The sequence below is a fragment of the Rhodoferax ferrireducens genome, from assembly GCF_049302455.1.
Classification (GTDB): Bacteria; Pseudomonadota; Gammaproteobacteria; order Burkholderiales; family Burkholderiaceae_C; genus Rhodoferax; species Rhodoferax ferrireducens_B.
The window spans coordinates 42,077-67,276 of record NZ_JBAQMD010000015.1; the positions used below are offsets into that span (position 1 = coordinate 42,077).

Sequence of the window (25,200 nt, forward strand, 5' to 3'; positions counted from 1 at the left end):
TTCTATGCCCCGCTACCTCAACGTCGCCCTCGGCCAACTCGGCCCCATCCAACGCGCTGACTCCCGCACCCAGGTGGTGGCCCGCCTGTGTGAGTTGATGCGCCAGGCCCACGCCGTGGGCGCGCAGCTCATCGTCTTCCCCGAGCTGGCGCTGACCACCTTTTTCCCGCGCTGGTACATCGAAGACGAGGCCGAGATCAACAGCTTCTTTGAGCAATCCATGCCCAACGCCGCGACGCAGCCGCTGTTCGACTTGTCCAAAGAACTGGGCGTGGGCTTCTACCTGGGCTACGCCGAGCTGGCGCAAGAGGCCACGGGCGAGGTGCGCTACAACACCTCCATCCTGGTGGACCGCAGCGGCCAGATCGTGGCCAAGTACCGCAAGGTGCACCTGCCCGGCCACAAGGAACACGAGCCCTGGCGGCGCTTTCAGCACCTGGAGAAACGCTACTTCACGCCCGGCCCCGGCTGGGGCGTGACGCAGGCCTTCGGCGGCATCATGGGCATGGCCCTCTGCAACGACAGGCGCTGGGCCGAAACCTACCGCGTGATGGGCCTGCAAGGCGTGGAGATGGTACTGATTGGCTACAACACCCCGGTGCACAACGCCCCCGCGCCGGAGCATGACGACTTGTCGCTGTTTCACAACCAGCTCTCCATGCAGGCCGGCGCCTACCAGAACGGCACCTGGGTCGTGGGCGTGGCCAAGGCCGGTGTGGAAGAGGGCGTGGACAGCATCGGCGGCAGCTGCATCATCGCGCCGTCCGGCGAGGTGGTGGCGCGCTGCCTGAGCAAGGGCGACGAGATGGTCATTGCCCGCTGCGACCTGGACTTCTGCGCCATCTACAAACGCACCACCTTCAACTTCGACCTGCACCGCCAGCCGCAGGCTTATGGGCTGATCACGCAGCGCAAGGGGGAGACGCTGGCGGCGGATGGGACGGTGTGGGCTGCGCCGCCTGTCTCGCCTGTTGGCTGATGGTGCTATTGATTTTGTAGCTGCTTGTGAAGTATTGACGGGGGCTAGAGGCTGATTTTGCTTTGAATTATCCCGCTGTGGTGGGGCTGGCGGATCGGGTATCCGTTCTCTGGCCCACGCTCGCGGGCGGGCGCTCTGGGTATGCCAGCGTACTGGTGTCAACGCGGTTGCAGGTGTGCCAGCGTTGCGGTCACCGCGAATGGGGCCGCCGAACGGACACCCAATCCACCGGCCGTGTGGCGGTGTTGGTGGAAACCCCGTTCGTAAGCTGTTGTGGAGTTGAGTTTATTTGGTCGGATAAACTGGATCAGCCTGAATACCAGACGATCTACATCCCGTTTTAGGCCAGCCAATTTCCCTCACTGCAAATCCATGTCCCAGAAAATTCTCTCATCCCTTTTCGCTCAGAAGTCTTGGGCCAATCGCGAACTTTTTGACGTAGTGGCCTCGATGATGTCCACGGAGCACGCGGCTTCATTACACACGGCGATCAGGACGCTCAACCACATCTACGTTGTCGACCGAATCTTTCGCGCTCACTTGGCTGGCGAGAAGCACCCGTACACGGCAACGAATACGCCGGAGACACCTGAACTCGCTGAGCTTCATTTCGCTGTCGCCGAAACCGACCTCTGGTTCGAGAACTATGTCTCCAAGATCGCCGACCAAGCACTGCTGGAGAGTCTTTCTTTTCAGTTCACTGATGGTGACTCGGGAAGAATGACGCGAGAGGAAATGCTGTTCCATGTGCTCAGCCATGGGTCTTACCATCGTGGCAATGTCGGCCAAGTACTAAAAGGCATCTCAATCGCGCCACCACGCGATTTGTACACCAAGTTTCTGCATCTCCACGAACCATCGCGTCGGCAGGCCTGATCATGGATGGTCCCTGGTCTGAAGGTCCCAAAGAATGACCCCGGCCAACGAACTTCGTCATCTGACCGCACTCATGAACTTTGAAAAACATTGAGTATTGGGTTTCGGGAGTATGAGCTGTCGTGGCGTTCAATGTTCAATAGTGTTGCGCAGAAACGCTTGTCGCAGTGGCGTAGCGATTGAGAAATGCCATGACCCGGTCGGGATCGTAATTCTCGTCAGCTTCTTTTTCCGTTTCAGTTTCGAGTCCTTGAACGCCTTGGGCGTGCAGCAGTTTTCCGGCTCCGTCCAATACAAGCAAATACGGGTAACCTCGAATCTTGGGCCACCTGGAGAGTACGGCCGTGTTCTTGTTTTCGGGTGAATAGTTCACTTTGACCCACACGTACTGACTGTCAATCAACGCCTTGATTGGCGGTTGTGACGCAATAAATCGATCAAGCATGCGGCACCACACGCACCACTCGCCACCGACGTCAACCAATACGCGCCTGCCAGTGGCCTTTGCCAAGCTTTGGGCCGTCGTCACATCTTTGGCTGCATCCCGATGGGGATCAAATTTGGTGGGGAGATCTTGCGCCACCCCAAGCGAGGACAGCAGGGCGAACAGAAGACCAGTCAGAACGCGGGATAGGGTATTCATCAGGGGCACGGCGGTGTGTCAAGGCAGAATTGTCGGTCGCTTTTCAAGTCTTCGGCGTATGCCACGTGCGCCGGAGTTGATCTGTCACAACTGACATCCATCTAAGGCAATGCTGATCAAGGTCCATGCCGCCCGAGGCTGAAACGTTGTATGCGTCTGGGGCGACAAACCTTAGCGAGGGCCGCCGATGTGGAATCGCGATTCGAGCATTACCGCAAGCCCACGCGACGCGATGAGTTCCTCAAGACCATGCAAGCCATCGTGCCTTGGTTGGTTTTGTGTGAAGTCATCGGGCCCGACTACCCCAATGAGAACAAACTCGGTGAAACCCTGTTTGCCAAGGTTGCACAGGGCTGACGCCGAGTCTGTTCATGGCCGACGAGGCATCTGTCCCTGAAGAGAGACAGGAATAATTCTTTTGAAATCAGGGGTTTGTCTCATTCATGGCATTGACTTGTCGCTCAGGGACGACAGAAACGCCTGGAAATCCGGGCATTATCACAATTCCCATTGCGAATTATTTTTAATTCATTGAATTCATTGGTTATTTTGACGCTGGCATGGCGCTTGCGGTGGATGTAGATGTAACGCTACACGGCGTTGCGTAGTTGAGTGCTACTACTGGCTACTAAACACGATCTCTACCAAGAAGGAAACCATCATGCAAAACCAAAAAACTCTCTCCCGTTTGCTTACCGCCGCTTTGGTATCTTTGGCCTCCGTCGCCGCCGTGTCGGTGCATGCCGCACCCCCGGCCGATGCGACCACCAAGCCCGCCGCGACCGGTTCTGCAACTCCTGCTGTTCCCGGCGCTACCTCTGCATTTGCTGACGATGCAATGATCACCACCAAGGTCAAAGCCGCACTGATCGAAGACAAGGACGTGCAATCCCTCAAGATCAGCGTGAGCACCGCAAAAGGCGTGGTGCTAATTTCTGGCACCGTGCCAAGTGCTGCAGTTGCAAAGCGCGCGCTGAAACTGGCCGCCTCAGTCCAGGGCGTCAAGGACGTGAAGAGTGAATTGAAGGTCGAAGGGTAAAGGCGGTTCGCCGGGGGCCTATCCAAAACGGCTGCGCTGAGTCGGTCCCGATTCGTTGCCGCCCGGCGCGGCAACGTGCCGGGCAGTAGGCGCCTTACAGCCAGCGACCGGCCCGCCATTCCAGGCGGGCCATTTTTTTGCAGGCAAGTTTCAAAGGACCAGTTGGCCCTGCGGATTTGCCCCAAGACTAGACGTGGAACTCAAATAACCCTGATCCTGGTCCTGGGCAGCGTCGTTTTCACAAGAAGGCGTGTCCAAAACCTCCATCGTCCTGGGGCAGTCTGTCGCATGAACAGGACGCCTTGACTTCTTGATTGGCTGGTCGGCCTGTGGCCCGCAGCTTCGGAAAATCACCGTTTTCCGAGGAGCGTTGCAGTTCACGCATGTTGAACGAGGCTCGGACCGCGTGTTTGGGCCCAATGGCTGAATCACCGCATCAACCGCGCTCACCCACTGATCTGTGGGGTGAGCCTCTTCCAAAAGTTCTCCGCGCAGTTCAGTGCTTTTCAAATCAACTTTTGGAGTGAGCCATGAGCACCGTATCGAATCCTGTCAAAAATCAAGACCATGTGATCGCCGACCCGGGCCTCGCCGCCTGGGGCCGCAAAGAGTTGAACATTGCCTAGACCGAAATGCCCGGCCGGATGGCAATTCGCGAAGAATTTTCCAAGTTGCTGCCCTTGAAGGGCGCGCGCATCACCGGCTCGCTGCACATGACGATCCAGACCGCTGTGCTGGTGGAAAGCCTGCAAGCGCCGGGCCTGGGCGCGCTCGCGGCGTTTGCATCGACCTACTCCCCCTCGGCCGGGGCCTTCGGGATGGTTTTCGTCATGCAGGGATCGCAGGGCAATTGAGCGCGCCAACGCTTCAGACAACCGAACCTAATAGTAGGTCACGGTGACTGTTGTTGAGTCGCTGTAAGTGCCCGGAGGCACGGTAACCTGCCCACCCGGGATGCGACCAAAAACCGTGAAATCCTGCGAGCTTCCACCCAGCAAGACGATGAAAACAGAGCCGGAAACGATTTGTGTGCCGTTGCTGCCATCACCCCAAATGGTGGTGCGGGCGCTGGAGGTGTAAAGGTCGTATTCAAGTCGGTTGGAACCGCTGGCCATCTTTCGGGGACTGAAGCTGGTGCTGTAGCTGCCTTTGCTGATGGCGATGTCAAACGGAACCAGCAGGCCGACCACGCCCCCGCAAGTCATGCGGACATTGCCTGAGCTGTCCAGAGGTGAGGCGAACAGCGGGTTGTAAACGCCAAATGCGACCGACGTGGTGCTCACGGTGCACGAGCACAGTAGCGTGCACAAAGCTGAGGCGGGCAGGGGGAGTGCCAGCCCCAGCATGGCCGCCGCATGGAGGATCATTTTTTTCATCGGGTCTTTGCCTTGCAGGTCAGCGTGCCAAGGTCCGGCATCGGTTCAGCCGACGCCGCCAGCGTTAATTCGACGTCGCATTGGCGACCAGCCCATTCGCCAATCAGTCGGTTATGCGTCTTTAGTCCAGTGACAAAAACACTGCCGTTGAAGCCAACTGGGAACTTTCGGGAGTCGCCCTCCAGCCGAACATTCGCGCCTGGCGGGAGATCCATGCCATTGTCATCCGTCAAACGGAATGTGGCGTTTCTACTGCGTCGCACGGGGAAATCAACGACGACGCCGCTGCGTAACGCGGGTGTCGATGTGAGCTCCAATGTGTCAACTTCTGCTTCAACGGGCAGGTCCGCCTGCTCAATACGCAGCGCATTTTTCTGGTAAGCCCGCAGACGGGGAATCAGCGCGAGGCCATGCTCGTCAGTGCGGCTCACTTCATGGTTATCACGATAGACGCGGACACCGGAATAATCGGCCACCTGGACGACGGCAAAACTGTCGTCCACGCGCCGGCTCAGAAAAACGCCGCTGCCAGTGCCCGCGATGCCGCCATTGACGCCCAGACGGTGGCCTGTCTGGCGGCCGAATTGAGCCGACTCCGCCGTCAAGGTCATTCGGTCCGAGTTCACTGTGGCGCCGGCAAGATAATGCTCGTCGTCTCCCGCCAGCAGGCGATAGCCAAACCCTTCTCCTGTTGGCGTGTTGCGCTGCAACTGGAGCATGTTGCGCCCCTGGCCATCCTGGCGATATGAATCTGCGCTCAGGGTGGTCCGCGCATCAAGGAGTATTGTCAAGGTGATGCCAATGGTGAGTGTCGGCTCATCAGACAAATTGCGCAGCGCGTACATGCCGAGTTGTCCCAGGCGGCCCAACCGCAGGCTGTAGTTGGCGGACAGCATTCGCTGATTCCTGCTCTCCCAGGTTGACCGCTGCGTATAGCTCAAACCAAATCCTCTGCCACGAAGTGGAAAGCTGACGTTGGCACCTAACGTGTGGCGAGGGGTGTAGCCGGGCAATTGGCCCAGCTGGACAAAATTCCTGTCGGCCTGTTGCGCCTGAAGACTGATGCTCACGTCTCGGCCTTGCCGCTCTGCGCCCACGGCAAGCAATCGACCATGTCCATCCGGCCCACGGCTGAACGCAGCACCTAAACTGAGCGTGCCCAGATGGATCGCGCCAAGCTTTGGCAGTAACCAGACACCGCTGGCGCCCATGGTTTGCTGGTCATTCAAGATTTCCGCTCTCAGTTCGCGCGTGAACCCGGCGCTGATTCCCAGTCGATCAGTCGCCGCCACGATGAAGCGTCCATAGTTGGCGCTGGCAATGCCATAGTCTTGGCGGATCAAGCCTGCCTCGTAAGTGAAGTCATGAAGCCCCGGCTTGAGCAGTTGCTGGCTTGCGTAATACGGCTGCGTAATGACCTGCTGCCGGCCCAGCAGGTCGTGCACCACCAGCCGCAACTCTCCTTGCCCGGTCACCACCGGAACATTGGTCAGATCAAAAGGGCCTGGCGGCACATCGCTTTGCAGAAGACGAACGTTGTTGAGATAGACGTCCAGGGTGGACGGCACAATCGCCTCCCCGCGCATGGAGGGTTGCGGTTGCACAATGAAGCCAGGCTGGGTTGCAAAGTCGGTCGTCCACTGAATGCCGCCAAAGCGAACGGACCGCCCCCAACTGCCCGCGCGACTGATGGCGTCGCCGAAGTGAATGCTTTGCATCCGTTCGGGGATATCCTTATTCCAGGTGGTATCCAGTCGCACCCATCCGCTTCGAAGCGGTCCGTTATTCCATAAAACCGTAGCGATCCCGCTGCCCCTGGCGTTGAAGGCGCCAAGCTCAAACAGGCCACCGGAGTTGGCCCGCCCGCTGTCGCGCTGCCAAGACAGGTCATAGTTAAGAAAACCACCCGTGCGGGAAGGTGTCAGTTGGACGGACCCTTCGTTGCCGTAGACCAGCGAGGTCGCGACAAACGCCGAGGCCGGGGCTTTGACCACGAGGGTCTGACTAACTGGATCGATGTGGCATTCCACACCCGCCATGTCGGCCAGGCGCACATAGGACTCTCCATCAACCTGTAGCCGCTCCCCGGCTGGAGGGGCCAGATGCCATGAACGCAGATGACGTTCTGCAACGGCTGAGCCTCCCCGAATCAGACGCAATACACGAACGACCTCGCCGTTGTCAAAGCCGTTAATCCGGATGGCTAACAACAGCAAATCATCGTGGACGCCAACTTCTGAGGCGGCTGTGACGGCGCAAAGCAGGGCCAGAAAAAGGCCCAGGGCCGCCGGGCGATGACGGGCTATTTGTTTATTGACGTTCCAGATCAAGTGCCACATAGTGCGGTCCCTGATCGGTTACGACTTCAAGCTTGAAGTTTTGTCCGCGAATGGCCTTCTCGCCGCCGCGAAATTGCCAGCTTTGGCTTTGGCCCGAGAAAACGGCAGCATTGGTTTTGAGCAATGCGAGGGGGGGTGCATCCGGTGCTGCATCAGATGCGTGTAATCTGAGCTCATTGACCACCAGGTGCACGTTGCCCATATTGGTCAGCGCAACGGCAAGGCTCCCGTCAGCAGAGCGACGCCCCTGCCATTGCTGCTTCTGGACTATCTTGGCAGGTGCCACATAGACAGGTAGGCGCATCTGTAACAGCAAGCGCACATTGGCTTGTCCTGCACTCGGGTCTGCGCTTGCATTCCCCGCCGGGGGTGGCACCTCGCGCAGAAGAACGCGATACGCCACCTCACGCGATCCCGTGGGCGGCTTGCGCAACCCGATGCGCAGCACTTGAGACTGCCCCGGTAACACCGTGAACAAAGGCGGATTGATCAGTACATCCTTGGTTGGCGCATACTGGTCGTGGCTGTCGACCTGGGTCCAGGAGACGGTTTCGACCTGCATGACCACATTCTCCAAGCCGCGGTTCGTGATCGTGATCGCATCTCGATCATGACTCGTGGACAAGTTCAGCCGGACAGGCAAGACAGCTAAGTCGGCGGCCTTTGCCGTGACAGAAAACAGCACGGCGGCGGCCGCCATGGCAACGAAGAACTTCTTCATGGGGATCCTAGTTGTAGGTGACCGTAGTCACGACTGCGTCAGAGTAGGAGCCAGCCGCCACATATTGGCCGGCAGCTATGCGCCCGTAGACGCTATAGCTTTGATCGGTGCCATCGCCGGTAAACGTGCCAGAGCTCGGGTTGACGCTGGTGCCGTTTGCGCCATCCCCCCAGATGGTTGTGTGCCCGCTGTCAAGATAGAGCGTGTAGGGCAAATAATCGGCGGTGTTTGCCAGCATCCTTCGTGTACTGGCATCGCCCGGTGTGCTTTCATGAGCGCCCGCATCCAAGGCAATGGAGTACGTGGTTCCTGACGTGCATGTCACTGTCGCCGATCCCGTGGCGTCCTTTGGCGAGGCGGAAGTGGGATCGTAAGTGCCGAATGCAACCGCGCTTGTCGTGACGGAACAAGTTGCACTGACCGTTGCGGTGACGTTGAGATTGGTTGTTGTGGTGGCCGCCACTGCGATATTGGCCCCCAGCGTTAACAGCACTGCAACTATTTGAAACCGTGAACTCATGAGGCTCCTCTAAAGGTAACAAGCAAGGTTTGCTGACCCATAGTAACGCAACGCAACGCAAATGGCACTCAGAGGGCGGATCGTCGTCGTCGGGTGGCTCGGCAATCCGTATAATTGTCATTCTTCCGAGGAGCGTTGCAGTTCACACAGGGTGAACGAGGCTCGGACCGCGTGCTTGGGCCCAATGGCTGAATCACCGCATCAACCGCGCTCACCCACTGATCTGTGGGGTGAGCCTTTTCCAAAAGTCCTCCGCGCAGTTCAGTGCTTTTCAAATCAACTTTTGGAGTGAGCCATGAGCACCGTATCGAAACCCGTCAACTCGTCTGACCATGTAATTGCCGACATCAACCTGGCCGCCTGGGGCCGCAAGGAACTCAACATTGCCCAGACCGAAATGCCCGGCCTGATGGCGATTCGGGAAGAATTTGCCAAGAGCCAGCCGCTCAAAGGCGCACGCATCACCGGCAGCCTGCACATGACGATCCAGACCGCTGTACTGATCGAAACACTGCAGGCGCTGGGCGCCACGGTGCGCTGGGCCTCGTGCAACATCTTTTCCACGCAAGATCACGCGGCTGCCGCGATTGCGGCCACGGGCACACCGGTGTTTGCAATCAAGGGTGAATCGCTGGCCGACTACTGGGACTACACGCACCGCATTTTTGAATTCGGTGGCAAGAAGGGCACGGCGCTTGAGGGCCCGAACATGATTCTGGACGACGGCGGCGATGCCACCTTGCTGATGCACTTGGGCACCCGCGCCGAGAAGAATGCCAAGTTGCTCGACAAGCCCAGCAGCGAAGAAGAGATTTGCCTGTTTGCGGCCATCAAGGCCAAACTGAAAGTGGACCCGACCTGGTACAGCCGCCGCCTGAAAAACATCATTGGCGTGACCGAAGAAACCACCACCGGCGTGCACCGCCTCAACGACATGTCCGCCAAGGGCGAGTTGATGCTGCGTGCGATCAACGTCAACGACTCGGTCACCAAGAGCAAGTTTGACAACCTGTATGGTTGCCGCGAATCGCTGGTGGACGGCATCAAGCGCGCAACCGACGTCATGATTGCCGGCAAAGTGGCTTTGGTGGCCGGCTATGGCGATGTCGGCAAGGGTTGCGCCCAGGCGCTGCGTGCGCTCTCGGCGCAAGTGTGGGTGACGGAAGTGGACCCGATCAACGCCTTGCAAGCGGCGATGGAAGGCTTCAAGGTCGTGACGATGGAATACGCCGCTGACAAATGCGATATTTTTGTCACCTGCACCGGCAATCTGAATGTCATCACCTACAAGCACATGGCGGCCATGAAAGACCAGACCATCGTCTGCAACATCGGTCACTTTGACAATGAGATTGATGTGGCCTCGCTGGACAAGTGCAAGTGGGAAGAGATCAAGCCGCAGGTCGACCATGTGATCTTCCCGGCCAAGGGCAAGACACCGTCCAAGCGCATCATCCTGCTGGCCAAGGGCCGTCTGGTGAACCTGGGTTGCGGCACCGGTCACCCCAGCTTTGTGATGAGCTCCAGCTTTGCCAACCAGACCATTGCGCAGATCGAGTTGTTCACCAAGCCCAAGCAATACAAGGTCGGCAAGGTCTATGTGTTGCCCAAGCATCTGGACGAAAAAGTGGCGCGCCTGCACCTGGGCAAAGTCGGCGCCATGCTGTCTGAACTGACGGATGAACAAGCCGCCTATATTGGTGTCAGCAAAGCGGGCCCTTACAAGGCTGACAGCTACCGCTACTAAAAAAACCGACCTCCTGACTGAATGACCGCTACACATCATGCGTGCTGACCAATTACTCGTACAACGGCAACTTGCCAGCACCCGCTCGCAGGCCCAGCGCCTGATTGCCGATGGCGTGCAGTGGCTCAAGGGCGCAGAGTGGAAGACGGTGACCAAAAACGGTGACGAGATTCCGCTGGAGGCTGAACTGAAGCTGCTCAACGACGCCGAGGCGCGCTACGTGTCGCGTGGCGGCCTCAAGCTGGAGGCAGCGCTCAGACAGGTCGGCTTGTCCGTGACCGGACTGGCTTGCCTCGATGTGGGCCAGTCTACCGGCGGCTTTACCGACTGCTTGCTGCAGCACGGCGCCGCCTCGGTGGTCGGGGTGGACGTGGGCAGCGCCCAGTTGCACCCCAGCCTGCGCGAAGACCCGCGTGTGCTGTGTATTGAAAAAGTCAACGCCCGCGCCCTGGTTGCTTCAGATTTGATAGCTGCTTATGAAGAAAGCACGGGGGCTGGAGGCCAATTTGATGTAGAAGAAGGTGGAGCGGAGGTGCATGAGTTCGCGCCCGAATTCGACCTGATCGTGGCCGATCTGTCGTTCATCTCACAAACCCTGGTGCTGCCCGCCGTGGTGCCACTGCTGAAATGCGGTGGCACGCTGCTGACGCTGGTCAAGCCCCAGTTTGAATTGCAACCCGGCCAGGTCGGCAAAGGTGGCATCGTGAAGGATGCCGCAATGTACTTGCTGGTGGAGCAGCGCCTGCGCGAAGCCTGCGCCGCACTGGGTCTGACCGTGACTGCGTGGTTTGATTCGCCGATTGCCGGTGGCGACGGCAACCGTGAGTTTTTTATCGCCGCAGCCAAGCTGAAACCTTAGAAAGTCCGTCATGACCGCGACCCCTCAAATCCCGCTGAGCTTTGAGTTCTTCCCGCCCAAAACCCCCGACGGGGTGGAAAAGCTGCGCGTGGCGCGCCAGCAGTTGTACGCACTGAAGCCCGAGTTTTGCTCGGTGACTTTTGGCGCTGGGGGCTCCACCCAGGAGGGCACGTTCAGCACGGTGCGCGACATCCTGGCCGAGGGCGTTGGCGCGGCCTCTCATATTTCATGCATTGGTGCGACCCACGCCAAGGTGCGCGAACAGCTGGCCATTCTTAAAGCCATGGGTGTCAAGCGCCTGGTCGCACTGCGCGGCGATTTGCCCAGCGGTTTTGGCATTGGTGGCGAGTTTCATTACGCCAGCGACCTGGTGGCGTTTGTGCGGGCTGAAACAGGAGACTATTTCCATATCGAGGTGGCGGCTTACCCGGAAGTGCATCCGCAGGCCAGGTCGCCAGAAGCTGACCTGCAGGCTTTTGCCACCAAGGTCAAAGCCGGTGCCAACTCCGCCATCACCCAGTATTTCTACAACGCCGACGCCTACTTCCGTTTTGTCGAAGAGGCCGATGCGCTCGGCCTGAGCCTGCCCATCGTGCCCGGCATCATGCCGATTGCCAGCTCCACGCAGCTGATGCGCTTCAGCGATGCCTGCGGCGCCGAGATTCCGCGCTGGATTCGCTTGCGTCTGCAAGGTTTTGGCGACGACGCAGCATCCATCAAGGCTTTTGGGCTCGACGTGGTGACCGACCTGTGCGAGCAACTGCGCGCCGGGGGTGCGCCCGGCCTGCACTTTTACAGCATGAACCAGAGCGCCGCCACGCTGGAAGTCTGCAACAGGCTGGGCCAGGGGCCGGCCTGATTGAGCGATTGATTGACCGGTGCTGGATTGGGCCGACGTCCATCCCGTTCGTGGCGCTTGGGCAAGCGACAATGACGTGTCGGATTAGTTTACAGATCCGCGCGAGGCCGAAGCAGGAGCTGGACGCCTGGAATCCATCATTTTTGCAAGTCATTGATTTGTAACAATTAATTTACAAGTGGTTTTTTTGGGCACAGTTCTTGCGGCTTCATGAGTTGAAAGGCTTGCCTTGGCCTGTGGTGGGTCTTGACTGTTTTTCGCGTTGCGTGAGTCACTGATGTTGTTGAAGCATGAAACACCTAAGAATTCAAAATAAAAAACCGCCCTTGATGCATGGGCGACGTGCAGTCCGATTCGAGACCGCGTTGCCAGTCGAAATCGGTAATGTTCATGGTCTGGCCCGCAATATCAGCGCAACGGGCATTTATTTTGAAATTGACACCGCGCCAGCGCTGGGTTCGCACGTGTACTTTGCGGTTGAGCTGACGGTGCGGGGCGAGAAATTGAAATTGGTGTGCGATGGCCAGGTGCTTAGGGTCGATCAGAAAGATGGTGTGCATGGGATTGCCGCGAAATTTGCTGATTCTTTTTTTTCGAATCCAGCAGAAATCGTTGATGCCGACGCAGGTTGGCTGACACGCACCCATTAAGATGCGCCCCATGGCAACTTCTGATCGTGCATCAACTTCATGAAAATACTTTTGACGGGGGCGGCGGGCTTCATTGGCATGACGACCGCACTGCGTTTGCTGGCGCGCGGCGACGAAGTGCTGGGGCTGGACAACCTCAATGACTATTACGATGTCACTCTGAAAGAAAATCGCCTCAAGCGCTTGAGCCCGCACGCGGGTTTTCGCTTCGTCAAGATGGACGTGGCCGATCGACAGGGTATGGCGCAACTTTTTGCCGATGAAAAATTTGACCGCGTCATTCACTTGGCGGCCCAGGCCGGTGTGCGCTACTCGCTGCAAAATCCGCATGCTTACATCGACAGCAACATTGTCGGGTTCATGAATGTTCTGGAGGCTTGCCGCCACACACAGGTGCAGCACCTGGTCTACGCGTCAAGCTCCAGCGTGTACGGCGGCAACACCAACATGCCGTTTTCCGAGCACGACAGTGTGGATCATCCGGTCAGTCTTTACGCCGCCACCAAGAAAGCCAATGAACTGATGGCGCACACCTACAGTCACTTGTATGGTCTGCCCACCACCGGCCTGCGCTTCTTCACGGTGTACGGGCCGTGGGGTCGGCCTGACATGGCCTTGTTCCTGTTCACCAAGGCGATCCTGGACGGCCGCCCCATCGACGTTTTCAACTACGGACAGATGCAGCGTGATTTCACATTTGTCGACGATATCGTCGAAGGTGTCGTTCGGGTACTGGATCGTGTGGCCTGCCCCAATCCGGTTTATGACCCGGCGCTGGCTGACCCGGCGACAAGCAACGCGCCCTACCGGGTGTTCAATATTGGCAATAACAAGCCCGTGCCCTTGCTCGATTTCATCGCCTGTATCGAGGAAGCTTTGGGCCGCAAGGCGGAGAAAAATCTACTGCCTTTGCAAGATGGTGATGTGCCCGCCACCTATGCCAATACCGATGCCTTGAACGATTGGGTGGGTTTTGTACCCGGCACCCCTATTGAGCAGGGAATTGCCCGTTTTGTGGCTTGGTACCGCGACTACTACCAGGTGTAGTTGGCTGCACAGTGGCAAGTTTTGGCCACTAGCCCGCTGGGGGTGCTGCGGCATCAATTTTTGAAGGTCCCTGGAGCAAGCGCCGGATCACGCCCCTGGCGCCAGCCTCGCATAACGCCAGCACCTGCTCAAACCCTTCCTGGTTGCCGTAATACGGATCGGGAACTTCCGTCTCACTGATTTCTTCGGCAAAGTCCAGCAGCAGGTGCAATTTGTGCCCCTGTTCGGCCGGGCACAGTCGGTGTAATTCAGTCAAATTACTGCTGTCCATCGCCAGAATCAGGTCAAAGGACTGGAAGTCCTGTTCTGTAATTCTGCGAGAACGAACGCGGCCCATCTCGTAGCCGTGACGCGCCAGCGTCAGCGCCGCTCTGGGGTCGGGCCGTTCGCCCAGGTGGTGCGCGTGGGTGCCCGCGCAAGCCACTTCAAATGGCTGCGCAAGCCCGGTCTCAAGCGCCAGTTTGCGAATCACGGCCTGCGCCATCGGAGAGCGGCAGGTATTGCCCATACACACCATCAGCAGCTTGGTCATAGCCGCCCATTTTATGGGCGCGGCACCCTCAAAAAGCAGAAATTTTGCAGTCTTCGGATCGTTGAGCAATGTGCAGTGTTTCTTGAGAAATATCAATTTAGGAAGTGCCGATCAGCGCAGACTTCAGGCGTGATTCGGCGGGTGGCGCCATAAGCCGGAACGGCAACCGTGTTCCAGCCCGCGAGCCCATCGAACGCCTTCAACCTGTACAGGGGATACGCTTTGAAAAGTTTATATTGCATTACTAAAACCGCGATCCGTTGGGTCGTTTTGGGTCTGATTACCGCCATGGTGGCCGCTTGCGCCAGCTCTTCGGCCTACCCGCCTGCGCCAATGGGCGCAGCCGCAACAGATTACAACTATGTGGTGGGTGCTGGCGACACGCTCAACATCATCGTCTGGCGCAATCCTGAGCTTTCCATGTCGGTGCCGGTTCGTCCCGATGGCAAGGTGTCAACACCACTGGTGGATGAGTTGGTGGCCCAGGGCAAGACCTCGGTCGAAATTGCCCGTGATGTGGAGAAAGCCTTGAGCAAGTTGGTGCGTGACCCGGTCGTGACGATCATTGTGACCAGCTTTGTCGGACCGTACAGCGAGCAAATTCGGGTTGTTGGCGAGGCCGCCCGACCCCAGGCCCTGCCGTACAAACAAAAAATGACGGTGCTCGATGTGATGATTGCCGTGGGTGGCCTGACCGATTTTGCCGATGGCAACGCGGCCTCCATCACACGTGCTTCAGAGGGCGACAAGCGCTATGCGGTGCGACTCAAAGACCTGATCAAGCGCGGCGATATCTCTGCCAATGTCGAGATGAAACCTGGCGACGTTCTGATTATTCCGCAAGGCTGGTTCTAAAGCCGCCTCCTCCTGGCCACCGGCTTGAGTCGCGTGACGACGGCTTGGTAGCGTTTCAACCCTGACCACAAAGATTAAATCCGATGGATGAGCTCATTAGCCAATTAGCCACCGCTGCCCGAGGCATGTGGAAGCATCGCTGGTTGGGCCTGTTGGTGGCCTGGGCGGTCACCGCAATCGGTTTGTTCGTGGTGCTTTCGGTTCCCGATAAATACGAAGCCAACGCCCGTATTTTTGTGGACACACAGTCGATTCTGAAGCCATTGATGTCGGGCTTGGCGGTGCAGCCCAATGTTGATCAGCAGGTGGTGATGTTGAGTCGCACGCTGATCAGTCGCCCCAATGTTGAAAAACTCGTTCGCATGGCCGACCTTGACCTGAAAGCCCAATCCAAGAGCGAACACGAGGCCTTGATTGATCGTTTGATGAAGACGCTTGAAATCAAGAATGTGGGCCGGGACAACCTTTACGTGCTGTCCTACCGCGACACGAGCCCTGACAAGGCCAAGCGGGTGGTTCAGTCCCTGGTGTCAATTTTTGTTGAGTCCAGTCTGGGCGACAGCCGCAAAGATTCCAAGACCGCGCGCAAATTTATTGATGAGCAGATTCAGACCTATGTGACGAAGCTTGAGGAAGCAGAGGCACGGCTGAAGCAATTCAGGCTTCGCAACATCGAGCTTCAGAACGCGGACGGGAAAGACATGGCCGGACAGATTGGTGCTGTCAGCAGCCAACTGAGCCAGGCTCGTCTGGACTTGCGTGAAGCAGAGAACGCGCGGGATTCGGCAAAACGTCAGCTCGATGCCGAAAAAGATCAGAACGCCAACATCACCTCTCGCAGTCTGCTCCAGGAGTCTGCCATGCAGAGTTCAACGCCCGAGATTGATGCGCGTATTGAGGCCCAAAAGCGACAGCTTGATGGGCTGCTGCAGCGTTTTACCGAGCAGCATCCCGATGTGGTTGGAACCCGGCGACTGATCCAGGAGCTTGAGAGCACCAAAGCCAAGGAATTGCAGGAACTGCGCAAGACTGCGCTGGCGAATCCGGCTGCAGCGTCTGCCAATAGCATGGCTTACCAGGAGCTCCACCGCCTGCTGGCCACCTCCGAGGTGCAGGTGGCTGCGTTGCGGGCCAGGGTGGGCGAGTACGAGGCCCGTTACGCACGGGCGCGCGAGTTGATGAAAACCGCCCCTCAAATTGAAGCAGAACTTGCGCAACTGAATCGGGACTACGACATCAACAAGAGGAACTACAACGACCTGGTTTCCAGACGAGAGTCAGCCGCCATGTCCGGCGACCTGGACAGTGCCGCAGGCATGGCCGACTTTCGCTTGATTGATCCGCCGCGTGCATCCCCCCAACCAGTGGCGCCCAACCGTCTGTTGCTGATGCCGCTTGCCCTGTTGGCCGGCTTGGGTGTCGGACTGGCTGCGGCCTTTGCCGCCAGTCAGTTGCGCGCTGTCTTCTACGACGGGCGTTCCCTGAAGGAGACCCTTGGGTTGCCGCTGCTGGGTGTGGTGACCCTGGTGCTGGACGATGGGGCGGTACTGAGAGAGAAATTGGAATTGAAAAAGTTTTGGGCCGCATCCGGCGGCTTGATAGGCGTTTTTTTAACCGGGATGATCATTTTTTCCGTGATGTCCGGACGGCTAGGATGAACCAACTATGAGTAGCCTAATCGAGCAGGCGGCAGTGCGCCTGGAGCAACTGCGTCAGGCTGGTGCCGAGATGCCCGTCGTGACACCTGCGGCTCACGCACCTGACGAAAATTGGAAACCGGTGACCGGGGTCCCCCAAGTTGCGGAGGCCGCAACGGCGCCAGGGGTTCACTCAGGCACAACGTCACGACGCATTGAAATCGATCTGGAGGCACTCGCAAGAGCTGGCATTGTCAGCCCGAATGCGCCACGATCCCAGATTGCGGATCAATACCGGGTCGTCAAGCGGCCCCTGATCAGCAACGCCATGGGCAAAGGCGCCTCCACTGTCACGAGCGGCAACCTGATCATGGTGACCAGTGCACTACCGGGCGAAGGCAAGACTTTTACCGCCATCAATTTGGCGATGAGCATGGCCACCGAACTTGATTACACGGTCATGTTGGTGGATGCTGACGTCTTGCGCCCCTCGGTGATGGCTGTGATGGGCGTAACTGAAGGCCCCGGTCTGCTCGATCTGGTGCTCGACGAATCGAAGGACTTGTCCAGCGTGCTGCTGAGAACGAATATTGACAAACTGTCCTTGTTGCCCAGCGGCACGCCGCATCCGCGCGCGACCGAATTGTTGGCAAGTGACGCAATGACTCGATTGCTCAAGGATTTGGCCACCCGCTATGCGGATCGGATCATTATTTTTGATTCGCCGCCACTGCTTCTTGCCACCGAGGCGCGCGTGCTGGCCTCCCACATGGGTCAGGTGGTGGTGGTGGTTCAGGCGGAAAAAACCCTGAAGTCAGATGTTGTGCAGGCGCTTGCCACGATTGAGGCCTGCCCCGTCAAGCTGATGTTGTTGAATCAGGCGAAAACCGCTTCAAAAGGGGGATATGGCTATGGGTATGGCTACGGCTATGGCTACGGACACGAGCCTGCGCAGTCGGCCTTGTCTTCCTTGTCGACGCAGTCATGATGCGTAGCCCCCTTGCATTGAGAAGGTTGCGGTTTCGGGTTGCTGGCGCCCCAACGGCCGGACTGCTCATGATGGCGTCGGTGGGTGCCTATGCGCAGGCAACAGTTGAAGACGCGGGGTCACGACGCCCGGTATCCGTTGTGCCGCGCATCTCGATCTCCGAAGTCCTGACGAACAACGTGGGTCTGAGTTCAACCAATCCCCAGGCAGATCAAATTACCCAGATCAGTCCGGGCATTCTCGTCAATGTAGCGGGCGCTCGAGTCCACGCGTATTTTGATTATTCACGCAATGAATTGTTCTACGCGCAAGATTCATCGCCCCAAAAATCGCAAAACGCCCTCAACACATTTGGCACGCTGGAGGTGATTGACAACTGGGCTTTTCTGGATTTCAGCGGCAACATTTCACAGCAATCGATTTCGGCGTTTGGCGCGCAGTCCATTGACAACACGTCTGTTAATCCAAATCGGACCGAGGTTTCAACCTATCGTCTCTCACCCTATGTGCGTGGCCGTCTGGGGAGTGTTGCCAACTATGAGGCGCGTTACAGTCGGACCGTCACCAGCAGCGATGCGGCCGTTGGCTCTGACGTGACGACGGTTGATGCTGCTGCCAAGGTGGGAGCAGATCGTGCCTTTGGGAATTTGGGCTGGTCGGCTGATGCCAGTCAGCAAAAGGCTGACTACAGCGCCGGTCGCGAAACTCAATCCGATCGACTCAACCTGGGCTTGTCGTATGCGATCACGCCGCAGCTCAGCGTGTCTGGCAGGGTTGGGCGCGAAGCCAATAACTACACCACTGTTGACAAACAAAATTACGACACCAGCGGTGTCGGAGTGAACTGGTCGCCATCGGAGAGGAGCCGGTTGTCAGCGTCGCTGGATCATCGTCCATTCGGCGATGCGCACAGCGTCAGCTTTGAGCACCGAACGGCCCGCACTGCCTGGAGATTTTCTGACTCAAAAGATGTTTTAACCACGCCCGTGCAAACCGGTCTCTCCAGCCTGGGTTCCGTCTACGATCTCTTGTTCAGCCAGTTCGCCTCCCTGGAGCCTGACGAGATCAAACGCGCCCAGTTGATCAATGCCTATTTGCAGACCAACGGCATCAGCCCCAATACCCCTGTCATCAGCAGCTTTTTGACCTCGACCGTGTCCTTGCAACGGCGGCAGGACCTGTCGTTTGTCTTGTTAGGGGTGCGTGATACCGTGACTTTTGCTGTCACCCGAAGCGAGAGCCGTCGGCTTGACACGGTGACGACCAGTGTTGACGATTTCACGACTTCTCCCTTGGTTCGCCAACGCGGTTTCAGCGTCAATTATGCGCATCGCCTGACGCCCGGCTATTCGTTGGGTGTTCTGGCATCACAGCAAGATACCACCGGGGAATTGAGCGTTCAAGATTCACGCTTGCGCTTGCTGAGTATCCAGCTCACGGGCAAAGTTGGGAAAAACGCCGCGGCGTCCGTCGGTGTTCGGCGTGTTGTTTACAGCAGCGTCACTGCGCCGTATGGCGAAACCGCCATTACCGTCAGTTTGAATGTGCAGTTCTGATCCATGTATGAAACATATTACGGGTTGAATAGCAAGCCTTTTCAGCTCAATCCTGACCCAAGTTTCTATTTTGGCAGCAAGCAGCACCGCCGAGCCAAGGCTTACCTTGAGTATGGTGTGCAACGAAACGAAGGTTTCATCGTGATCACGGGTGAAGTGGGGGCGGGCAAGACGACTATTGTGCGCGGCCTGCTCGCCAGTCTTGACCCCGACAAGGTCGTGGCCGCCAACCTTGTCACCACGCAGCTCGATGCAGAAGACACCTTGCGCCTAGTGGGCGCGGCTTTTGGGGTACGGGTTAAAGATGTTTCCAAGGCCGATGTGTTGATGGCGCTGGAGGCCTACCTGGTCAACCAGACCAGCCAGGGCAGACGCTGTCTGTTGATCGTCGATGAAGCGCAAAACCTCACAGCCAAGGCGGTAGAAGAATTGCGCATGTTGTCCAACTTCCAGTTCGGCCAACAAGCGTTGTTGCAGACATTTCTGGTGGGGCAGCCCGAGTTCCGCACGATTTTGCAGAGCCCGACCATGCAGCAACTCAGGCAACGCGTGACGGCCACTTGCCATATTGGGCCGATGGACAAGGACGAGACACGCGGCTATGTTGAGCATCGTTTGAAGTGTGCTGGCGCCAAGGGTCGGCCACGCTTCGACGACTTTGCATTCGAGGCCATTTTCAAGGCCTCTGGGGGCATTCCCCGTCGCATCAACCTCACCTGTGACCGCTTGTTGCTGTTTGGCTTCCTGGGCAACAAAGACGCCTTTGGTGTGGAGGATGTCAACGAGGTGGTGAACGAAATTAACGATGAGTCGGCAGTCCCGGTCAAGCCGAGTGCGTCGGCTGGATCTGCCTCTGATGACGCGCCCGTGCAAAGCCTGACCAGCTTTGAAGCCGGCGATATCGATTCAACCAAATTGCAAGCGGGGTCGGCGTTGGCCGGCGCCCTTTGCAGTCAAATCGATGGCTTGAGCGCCGAGCAATACGATGGCCGCTTGCGTCGTCTCGAACTTAGCATGCTTCGGATCGAGCGCATTAATCTCGAAGTTCTCGCCATGTTGCAAAAAATGGTGATGGCGGCGAGAAAACCGAGTCAGGAGAGCCATTCATGAATGATCAGTTGCTTGGGCGAGTAACGGATGCTGATCTTGGGCCTGTCATTTGCGTGGTGGGTGCGCGACCGAACTTCATGAAGATGGCGCCTATTCTCAGGGCCATGGCGGCGCATGTGCCAGCGCTGCCTGTGCTACTGGTGCACACGGGCCAGCATTACGACAAAGACATGAGTGAGCGCTTGTTTGAAGATTTGCGCTTGCCAACCCCGGATGTCAATCTTGAAGTTGGTTCAGGCACGCACGCGGTGCAGACGGCGGAGGTCATGCGCCGGTTTGAGCCGGTTGTTGATGCCTACCAACCGTCCTGCGTAGCGGTCGTTGGGGACGTGAACTCAACGCTGGCCTGCGCATTGGTGGCGGTTAAAAAAAACGTGCCGGTGGTGCATATCGAGGCCGGACTGCGTAGCTATGACCGTGCCATGCCGGAAGAAATCAACCGCATACTGACAGACCAGATCGCCGATCGGCTCTACACCACGGAGCGCACGGCGCAAGACAATCTGGCGCGCGAGGGTATCGCGTCACACCAGGTGTGCTTTGCCGGCAACGTCATGATTGACTCGGTTGTTTTTGGTCGGGCGAACGCCCGCAGCGTGAGCCACACCCTGCAAGCCTGCCACGTCGATCCCGGCGTCATTCGTCACCCGCTTGGGATGGGCGTGGTGACCTTGCATCGCCCTTCCAATGTGGATCATCCTGACTCACTGCGCGCCTTGCTGGGCGTGTTGGGGGAGGTTGCGACCAGTTTGCCCCTGGTGTTTGTGCTGCATCCGCGAACCCGCAGCAACATTGAGCGCTTTGGTCTGACGGACTTGATTGACCCCGCGCGCATGGTGCTGTTGCCACCGCAGGGCTACCTTGAAATGCTGGGACTGATGGCCGAAGCCACCTTGGTGCTGACTGACTCAGGGGGGCTACAGGAAGAAACCACGGCGTTGGGGGTGCCTTGCCTGACACTGCGGGAAAACACAGAGCGCCCGATTACGGTGGAGCAGGGGACCAATACGCTGGTGGGGCGCAATCGGGAAGCCATTCTGGGGGCTGTCAAAGACATCCTGGCGGGCAAAGGAAAGCGTGGTCGTTTGCCCGAGCTTTGGGATGGCCATGCTGCGCAGCGGATCGCCGCCGACATGTACCCGTGGTTGAAGCAGCGGCAAGCAGACATGGCGTCGAGGCTGAGAGTGCTATGAAAGACGCCCTGCCAGTGGAGCCCGTCACCAACGCGTTGACCATTGATGTGGAAGACTATTTTCAGGTCTCGGCATTTGCGCCGCACATTGCCCGCTCCGAGTGGAATCTGCGTGAATGCCGGGTCGAACGCAATGTTGACTGCATCCTCGCAATGCTCGCTAACAGCGATACCAAGGCAACATTCTTTACGCTCGGCTGGATCGCAGAGCGATATCCTGAACTGGTGCGACACATCGTGCGCGAAGGGCATGAGCTGGCCAGTCATGGCTACGGCCACGAACGCGCCAGCGATCAAACCGAAGCTGCATTTTTTGCCGATATTCAGCTGGCCAAGATCGTTTTGGAAGATCTATCAGGCAGTGAAGTGAATGGCTATCGCGCGCCGAGTTTTTCCATTGGTAGTGGCAATCTCTGGGCCTTTGACTGCCTGGCTCGGGCCGGCTACCGCTACAGCTCCAGCGTCTACCCGATCCGGCATGACCACTACGGCATGCCAGAGTCGCCGCGCTTTGCCTATGAAGTGCGTCCGGGGTTGATGGAAATCCCGATTACCACGTTGCGGGTATTTAACCGCAACTTGCCATCCAGTGGCGGGGGCTACTTCAGATTGCTGCCCTATGCCTGGTCACGCTGGATGCTCAGCCGGGTGAACGGCCATGAGCATGAGTCAGGTGTCTTCTATTTCCACCCCTGGGAGATCGACCCCGGACAGCCGCGCATTGACGGCATCAGCAGCAAGACACGCTTTCGTCATTACTTCAATATCGACCGGATGGAAGGACGTTTGAATCAACTGCTGGGGGACTTCAAGTGGGGTCGCATGGATCAAATTTTCCTGGACCGATTCAGTCAACCTGTGAGCGTCGCTTGAGCAGCCCATGTTGAACATCAAGCGTCTCATGCCTGCGGACATTGCCACGGCCAAGCGGTGGGACGCGTTTGTCATGGCGTGCCCGGAGGCGACTTTTTTTCATCGCGCCGGCTGGCAAAAAATTGTGCAAGATATTTTTCATCATGACACCTACTTTCTGTATGCCGAGTCTGATGAAGGCGTTCAGGGTGTACTGCCGCTGGGTCACGTCAATAGCTGGTTGTTTGGCAACTCCCTGGCAGGTTTGCCGTTTGCTGTGTATGGCGGCATCGCTGCTGCCAATGAGCAGGTGGCGCAAGCCCTGGAGCATGAAGCACAACAGATTGCCAGGCGACTGGGTGTGGCGCATCTTGAATGGCGCAACATCAATCCGCGCCATGCAGACTGGCCCAGGCAAGACCTGTATGTCACGTTTCGCAAGGAAATTCTGCCTGACGACGACGCCAATTTGTTGGCCATTCCGCGCAAGCAGCGGGCCATGGTGCGCAAAGGTATCAAGAATGGACTGGTAAGCACGATTGACTCTGACGTAGCGCGTTTTTTTGCCCTTTATGCCGACAACGTTCGCCGCCATGGCACGCCCGCTCTGCCCAGGCGCTACTTTCAGGCCTTACAGGCCGAATTTGGTGCAGATTGCGAGGTGCTGACGGTCAGTGACCCCGATGGCAGGGCATTGAGCAGTGTGTTGAGTTTCTACTTTCGGGGCGAGGTCTTGCCCTACTATGCGGGCGACTTTGAGCCCGCGCGCGAGCTCGCTGCCAACGATTTCAAATACTGGGAGTTGATGCGCCGTGCCTGTGCGCGCGGACTCAAAGTGTTTGACTATGGCCGCAGCAAGCTGGGGACCGGCTCCTACGCCTTCAAAAAAAACTGGGGTTTTGAGCCCACGCCGCTGCACTATGAATACTGTCTTTACAAGCGTGATGACGTGCCACAAAACAACCCATCCAATGCCAGATACAAGCTGTTGATCGCCACGTGGCGGCGTTTGCCCCTGGCGGTTGCAAACTGGTTGGGTCCCTTTGTTGTGCGCAACCTGGGCTGAATTCAGCATGGCCAACTTGCTTTACCTGGTACATCGGTTGAGGGTGCTTGAAGGCTACAGCCGGGCCGCGCATTGGGGTCGCATGGACCTCTATCTCAATGCCCGTCAGCCAGCACGAGAGGCACCATGAACGCCGTCGTCACTCCTTACGCTGCCGTGATCCGATCCGAGCTGAGTCAGCCCTGGCGGCAGGCGCTTGTCGCGCTGGTGCTGCTTTTGCTCTGGACGTTTGTGCTCTACCGCGAAACTGGCGCCGCCATGGTGACTATCTGGGCCCGGTCTGACACGTTTGCCCATGCCTTTCTTGTTCCGCCGATCGCCTTATGGCTGGTTTGGCGGCAACGTCAGGTGATCGCAGTGCAGGCTCCCCAGTCGACGCCCGCGGTGCTTGTGTTGATCGCGGCCGCTTCCCTGGTGTGGCTTCTGGGTGAGTTGGCGGCTGTTAATGCGGTGACCCAGTTGGCCTTTGTGGCGTTGCTGGTCTTGACGGTACCGGCCGTGTTGGGTTGGTCGGTCGCAGGTTTAATCATTTTCCCGCTGGGATTCCTTTTTTTTGCTGTGCCTGTTGGTGAATTTCTCTTGCCCCATCTGATGGAGTGGACCGCAAATTTCACAGTGTTGGCCCTGCGCCTCAGCGGCGTTCCTGTCTATCGTGAGGGGCTTCAGTTTGTCATTCCCTCCGGTAATTGGTCGGTGGTGGAGGCGTGCAGTGGCGTGCGCTACCTGATCGCTTCGTTGACCGTCGGTACCCTCTTTGCATACCTGAACTACCATTCGACCAAGCGTCGTGTCCTGTTCGTGATCGCCTCTCTGTTGGTTCCAATTGTTGCCAACTGGGTGCGTGCTTACATGATTGTCATGCTGGGGCACCTGTCAGGCAACAAGCTTGCAGTCGGGGTCGATCATCTGATTTACGGTTGGCTCTTTTTTGGCGTCGTGATGATGCTGATGTTCATCATTGGCACCCGCTGGACGGAGTCCGGGCAAGCGGTGAGTGCGCATGGTTCGGTTCCTGCTGAGAGTAAGCCAGCAATGACCGCGTCAAGGCTGTGGACGGCGACGGCTGGTTTCGCGGCACTGCTGGCGGCGCCGCATCTGGCCCTGTGGGCGCTGGAGTCCGGCACTGAGGGTGATACTGTGCAACTGACGGCCCCTGCGGCGCTGGCGTCAGACTGGCAAGTCAAGAGTCCGGACGTGGTGCATTTCAAACCTGCTTTTCAGAACCCATCCGGTGAAATGGCGGCAAGCTATGCCAGTCAGGGTCGTGTGGTGGGCCTGTATCTGGCTTATTACCGTCATCAGACCTACAGTCAGAAACTGGTTAGCTCCAACAATGTGCTGGTGCGCAGCAACGACCCGCAATGGGCTCAGGTGGCAAGCGCGAGCCGCTCAGTCGAATTGGCGGGTAAGCAGACCTGTGTATTGCGTACCGCAGAGTTACGTAGCGCCTCCCTGGATCAATCAGCCTATCAGGGCCGACTGATGGTTTGGCATATCTACTGGGTCAATGGAATCTTGACCGCGAACGATTACCTGGCCAAAGCTTACAGCTTGTTCTATCGGCTAACCGGACGTGGTGATGACAGCGCTGTCATTGTTGTCTACACCCCAAAAGATCAAACCGGGGGTGCAGAGTCGGTGCTGGAATCCTTTTTGATGGGTAACTACCCGAGCATCAATGCCTTGTTGCGCGCAGCGCAACAAAATAAGTGACGGACAAAAAAATTTAGTTTTCTTTAATAAATAAATGTCATGGA

The 25,200-nt window shown here is 57.8% G+C and carries 23 protein-coding genes, 2 pseudogenes and 2 riboswitches; of the genes and pseudogenes, 19 read left to right on the forward strand and 6 right to left on the reverse strand.

Going from position 1 to position 25,200, the window contains the following annotated elements; genetic code table 11:
• Window positions 1–4 precede the first annotated feature (4 nt).
• Both WA157_RS01975 and WA157_RS01980 read left to right on the forward strand, forming a co-directional pair.
• On the forward strand, window positions 5–979 hold the full coding sequence (locus WA157_RS01975) for an N-carbamoyl-D-amino-acid hydrolase (RefSeq protein ID WP_422619355.1): 975 nt from the start codon (window positions 5–7) through the stop codon (window positions 977–979).
• Between the two features lie 372 nt (window positions 980–1,351).
• Window positions 1,352–1,855: a DinB family protein gene (locus WA157_RS01980; protein ID WP_422619356.1), complete on the forward strand. Its 504-nt coding sequence runs from the start codon at window positions 1,352–1,354 to the stop codon at window positions 1,853–1,855.
• Between the two features lie 136 nt (window positions 1,856–1,991).
• On the opposite strand, the gene WA157_RS01985 is transcribed toward WA157_RS01980, so the two are convergent.
• Window positions 1,992–2,498 (reverse strand): thioredoxin family protein, encoded by a 507-nt coding sequence (locus WA157_RS01985; RefSeq protein ID WP_422619357.1) that lies wholly within the window; start codon window positions 2,496–2,498, stop codon window positions 1,992–1,994.
• Window positions 2,499–2,648: 150 nt separating this feature from the next.
• Here WA157_RS01985 and WA157_RS01990 point away from each other — a divergent pair.
• From WA157_RS01990 to WA157_RS02000, 3 genes and pseudogenes are all read left to right on the forward strand, one after another.
• Window positions 2,649–2,804 (forward strand): annotated as a pseudogene (locus WA157_RS01990) (IS5/IS1182 family transposase); the annotation flags it as partial.
• 355 nt (window positions 2,805–3,159) lie between these two features.
• A complete protein-coding gene (locus WA157_RS01995; protein WP_422619358.1) occupies window positions 3,160–3,537 on the forward strand; it encodes a BON domain-containing protein in 378 nt (125 codons plus the stop codon).
• Between the two features lie 356 nt (window positions 3,538–3,893).
• Window positions 3,894–3,992: riboswitch (S-adenosyl-L-homocysteine riboswitch) on the forward strand.
• 75 nt (window positions 3,993–4,067) lie between these two features.
• Window positions 4,068–4,325 (forward strand): annotated as a pseudogene (locus WA157_RS02000) (adenosylhomocysteinase); the annotation flags it as partial.
• A gap of 93 nt (window positions 4,326–4,418) precedes the next feature.
• On the opposite strand, the gene WA157_RS02005 reads toward WA157_RS02000, so the two are convergent.
• The 4 genes from WA157_RS02005 to WA157_RS02020 are packed head-to-tail and all read right to left on the reverse strand — an operon-like array spanning window position 4,419 to window position 8,493.
• Complete coding sequence (locus WA157_RS02005) at window positions 4,419–4,913, reverse strand: spore coat U domain-containing protein (protein ID WP_422619359.1); 495 nt, start codon at window positions 4,911–4,913, stop codon at window positions 4,419–4,421.
• A complete protein-coding gene (locus tag WA157_RS02010) occupies window positions 4,910–7,252 on the reverse strand; it encodes a fimbria/pilus outer membrane usher protein (RefSeq protein ID WP_422619360.1) in 2,343 nt (780 codons plus the stop codon). Before WA157_RS02010 ends, WA157_RS02005 begins: the two co-directional genes overlap by 4 nt.
• On the reverse strand, window positions 7,224–7,973 hold the full coding sequence (locus WA157_RS02015) for a molecular chaperone (RefSeq protein ID WP_422619361.1): 750 nt from the start codon (window positions 7,971–7,973) through the stop codon (window positions 7,224–7,226). Before WA157_RS02015 ends, WA157_RS02010 begins: the two co-directional genes overlap by 29 nt.
• Window positions 7,974–7,980: 7 nt before the next feature.
• Window positions 7,981–8,493 carry a spore coat U domain-containing protein gene (locus WA157_RS02020; protein ID WP_422619362.1) on the reverse strand — a complete coding sequence of 171 codons (513 nt, stop codon included), beginning with the start codon at window positions 8,491–8,493 and terminating at the stop codon, window positions 7,981–7,983.
• Between the two features lie 121 nt (window positions 8,494–8,614).
• A riboswitch (S-adenosyl-L-homocysteine riboswitch) is annotated at window positions 8,615–8,713 on the forward strand.
• 75 nt (window positions 8,714–8,788) lie between these two features.
• Here WA157_RS02020 and ahcY point away from each other — a divergent pair.
• From ahcY to WA157_RS02045, 5 genes are all read left to right on the forward strand, one after another.
• Window positions 8,789–10,240, forward strand: a complete 1,452-nt coding sequence (gene ahcY, locus WA157_RS02025) for an adenosylhomocysteinase (protein WP_422619363.1) — start codon at window positions 8,789–8,791, stop codon at window positions 10,238–10,240.
• A gap of 37 nt (window positions 10,241–10,277) precedes the next feature.
• Window positions 10,278–11,099 (forward strand): TlyA family RNA methyltransferase, encoded by an 822-nt coding sequence (locus WA157_RS02030; protein ID WP_422619364.1) that lies wholly within the window; start codon window positions 10,278–10,280, stop codon window positions 11,097–11,099.
• A 10-nt stretch (window positions 11,100–11,109) separates the two neighbouring features.
• Window positions 11,110–11,958: a methylenetetrahydrofolate reductase [NAD(P)H] gene (metF, locus tag WA157_RS02035; RefSeq protein WP_422619365.1), complete on the forward strand. Its 849-nt coding sequence runs from the start codon at window positions 11,110–11,112 to the stop codon at window positions 11,956–11,958.
• Between the two features lie 329 nt (window positions 11,959–12,287).
• Complete coding sequence (locus WA157_RS02040; protein ID WP_318667877.1) at window positions 12,288–12,608, forward strand: PilZ domain-containing protein; 321 nt, start codon at window positions 12,288–12,290, stop codon at window positions 12,606–12,608.
• 39 nt (window positions 12,609–12,647) lie between these two features.
• Complete coding sequence (locus tag WA157_RS02045) at window positions 12,648–13,655, forward strand: NAD-dependent epimerase (RefSeq protein WP_422619366.1); 1,008 nt, start codon at window positions 12,648–12,650, stop codon at window positions 13,653–13,655.
• Between the two features lie 28 nt (window positions 13,656–13,683).
• On the opposite strand, the gene WA157_RS02050 is transcribed toward WA157_RS02045, so the two are convergent.
• Entirely contained in the window at window positions 13,684–14,187 is a 504-nt protein-coding gene (locus WA157_RS02050) for a low molecular weight protein-tyrosine-phosphatase (protein ID WP_422619367.1), read from the reverse strand.
• 288 nt (window positions 14,188–14,475) lie between these two features.
• Between WA157_RS02050 and WA157_RS02055 the strand changes: the two genes are divergently transcribed.
• The 9 genes from WA157_RS02055 (at window position 14,476) to xrtA (ending at window position 25,156) form a co-directional block, all read left to right on the forward strand.
• Window positions 14,476–15,042: an XrtA/PEP-CTERM system exopolysaccharide export protein gene (locus WA157_RS02055; protein ID WP_422619452.1), complete on the forward strand. Its 567-nt coding sequence runs from the start codon at window positions 14,476–14,478 to the stop codon at window positions 15,040–15,042.
• A gap of 83 nt (window positions 15,043–15,125) precedes the next feature.
• Entirely contained in the window at window positions 15,126–16,700 is a 1,575-nt protein-coding gene (locus WA157_RS02060; protein WP_422619368.1) for an XrtA system polysaccharide chain length determinant, read from the forward strand.
• A 7-nt stretch (window positions 16,701–16,707) separates the two neighbouring features.
• Window positions 16,708–17,667 (forward strand): XrtA-associated tyrosine autokinase, encoded by a 960-nt coding sequence (locus tag WA157_RS02065; protein WP_422619369.1) that lies wholly within the window; start codon window positions 16,708–16,710, stop codon window positions 17,665–17,667.
• A 68-nt stretch (window positions 17,668–17,735) separates the two neighbouring features.
• Window positions 17,736–19,223 (forward strand): TIGR03016 family PEP-CTERM system-associated outer membrane protein, encoded by a 1,488-nt coding sequence (locus WA157_RS02070; protein ID WP_422619370.1) that lies wholly within the window; start codon window positions 17,736–17,738, stop codon window positions 19,221–19,223.
• Window positions 19,224–19,226: 3 nt separating this feature from the next.
• Window positions 19,227–20,333, forward strand: a complete 1,107-nt coding sequence (locus WA157_RS02075; protein WP_422619371.1) for an XrtA/PEP-CTERM system-associated ATPase — start codon at window positions 19,227–19,229, stop codon at window positions 20,331–20,333.
• Window positions 20,330–21,526 (forward strand): non-hydrolyzing UDP-N-acetylglucosamine 2-epimerase, encoded by a 1,197-nt coding sequence (gene wecB / locus WA157_RS02080; protein ID WP_422619372.1) that lies wholly within the window; start codon window positions 20,330–20,332, stop codon window positions 21,524–21,526. The genes WA157_RS02075 and wecB overlap by 4 nt, the downstream gene beginning before the upstream one ends.
• On the forward strand, window positions 21,523–22,398 hold the full coding sequence (locus tag WA157_RS02085) for an XrtA system polysaccharide deacetylase (RefSeq protein WP_422619373.1): 876 nt from the start codon (window positions 21,523–21,525) through the stop codon (window positions 22,396–22,398). The genes wecB and WA157_RS02085 overlap by 4 nt, the downstream gene beginning before the upstream one ends.
• Before the next feature lie 7 nt (window positions 22,399–22,405).
• The gene (locus WA157_RS02090) at window positions 22,406–23,443 is read left to right on the forward strand and encodes a FemAB family XrtA/PEP-CTERM system-associated protein (protein WP_422619374.1); all 1,038 of its coding nucleotides are present in this window, start codon (window positions 22,406–22,408) and stop codon (window positions 23,441–23,443) included.
• 126 nt (window positions 23,444–23,569) lie between these two features.
• Window positions 23,570–25,156, forward strand: a complete 1,587-nt coding sequence (gene xrtA / locus WA157_RS02095; protein ID WP_422619375.1) for an exosortase A — start codon at window positions 23,570–23,572, stop codon at window positions 25,154–25,156.
• Window positions 25,157–25,200 lie beyond the last annotated feature (44 nt).

Bases quoted from the DNA above. Each gene is read 5' to 3' on its own strand.
- WA157_RS01985 (WP_422619357.1), bottom strand. From the start codon at position 2,498: ATGAATACCCTATCCCGCGTTCTGACTGGTCTTCTGTTCGCCCTGCTG.
- metF (WP_422619365.1), top strand. From the start codon at position 11,110: ATGACCGCGACCCCTCAAATCCCGCTGAGCTTTGAGTTCTTCCCGCCC.
- WA157_RS02030 (WP_422619364.1), top strand. From the start codon at position 10,278: ATGCGTGCTGACCAATTACTCGTACAACGGCAACTTGCCAGCACCCGC.
- WA157_RS01995 (WP_422619358.1), top strand. From the start codon at position 3,160: ATGCAAAACCAAAAAACTCTCTCCCGTTTGCTTACCGCCGCTTTGGTA.
- WA157_RS01975 (WP_422619355.1), top strand. From the start codon at position 5: ATGCCCCGCTACCTCAACGTCGCCCTCGGCCAACTCGGCCCCATCCAA.
- wecB (WP_422619372.1), top strand. From the start codon at position 20,330: ATGAATGATCAGTTGCTTGGGCGAGTAACGGATGCTGATCTTGGGCCT.
- WA157_RS02060 (WP_422619368.1), top strand. From the start codon at position 15,126: ATGGATGAGCTCATTAGCCAATTAGCCACCGCTGCCCGAGGCATGTGG.
- WA157_RS02075 (WP_422619371.1), top strand. From the start codon at position 19,227: ATGTATGAAACATATTACGGGTTGAATAGCAAGCCTTTTCAGCTCAAT.
- WA157_RS02065 (WP_422619369.1), top strand. From the start codon at position 16,708: ATGAGTAGCCTAATCGAGCAGGCGGCAGTGCGCCTGGAGCAACTGCGT.
- WA157_RS02010 (WP_422619360.1), bottom strand. From the start codon at position 7,252: ATGTGGCACTTGATCTGGAACGTCAATAAACAAATAGCCCGTCATCGC.
- WA157_RS01980 (WP_422619356.1), top strand. From the start codon at position 1,352: ATGTCCCAGAAAATTCTCTCATCCCTTTTCGCTCAGAAGTCTTGGGCC.
- WA157_RS02055 (WP_422619452.1), top strand. From the start codon at position 14,476: ATGGTGGCCGCTTGCGCCAGCTCTTCGGCCTACCCGCCTGCGCCAATG.
- WA157_RS02040 (WP_318667877.1), top strand. From the start codon at position 12,288: ATGCATGGGCGACGTGCAGTCCGATTCGAGACCGCGTTGCCAGTCGAA.
- WA157_RS02070 (WP_422619370.1), top strand. From the start codon at position 17,736: ATGATGGCGTCGGTGGGTGCCTATGCGCAGGCAACAGTTGAAGACGCG.
- ahcY (WP_422619363.1), top strand. From the start codon at position 8,789: ATGAGCACCGTATCGAAACCCGTCAACTCGTCTGACCATGTAATTGCC.
- WA157_RS02090 (WP_422619374.1), top strand. From the start codon at position 22,406: ATGTTGAACATCAAGCGTCTCATGCCTGCGGACATTGCCACGGCCAAG.
- WA157_RS02015 (WP_422619361.1), bottom strand. From the start codon at position 7,973: ATGAAGAAGTTCTTCGTTGCCATGGCGGCCGCCGCCGTGCTGTTTTCT.
- WA157_RS02050 (WP_422619367.1), bottom strand. From the start codon at position 14,187: ATGACCAAGCTGCTGATGGTGTGTATGGGCAATACCTGCCGCTCTCCG.
- xrtA (WP_422619375.1), top strand. From the start codon at position 23,570: ATGAACGCCGTCGTCACTCCTTACGCTGCCGTGATCCGATCCGAGCTG.
- WA157_RS02020 (WP_422619362.1), bottom strand. From the start codon at position 8,493: ATGAGTTCACGGTTTCAAATAGTTGCAGTGCTGTTAACGCTGGGGGCC.
- WA157_RS02005 (WP_422619359.1), bottom strand. From the start codon at position 4,913: ATGAAAAAAATGATCCTCCATGCGGCGGCCATGCTGGGGCTGGCACTC.
- WA157_RS02045 (WP_422619366.1), top strand. From the start codon at position 12,648: ATGAAAATACTTTTGACGGGGGCGGCGGGCTTCATTGGCATGACGACC.
- WA157_RS02085 (WP_422619373.1), top strand. From the start codon at position 21,523: ATGAAAGACGCCCTGCCAGTGGAGCCCGTCACCAACGCGTTGACCATT.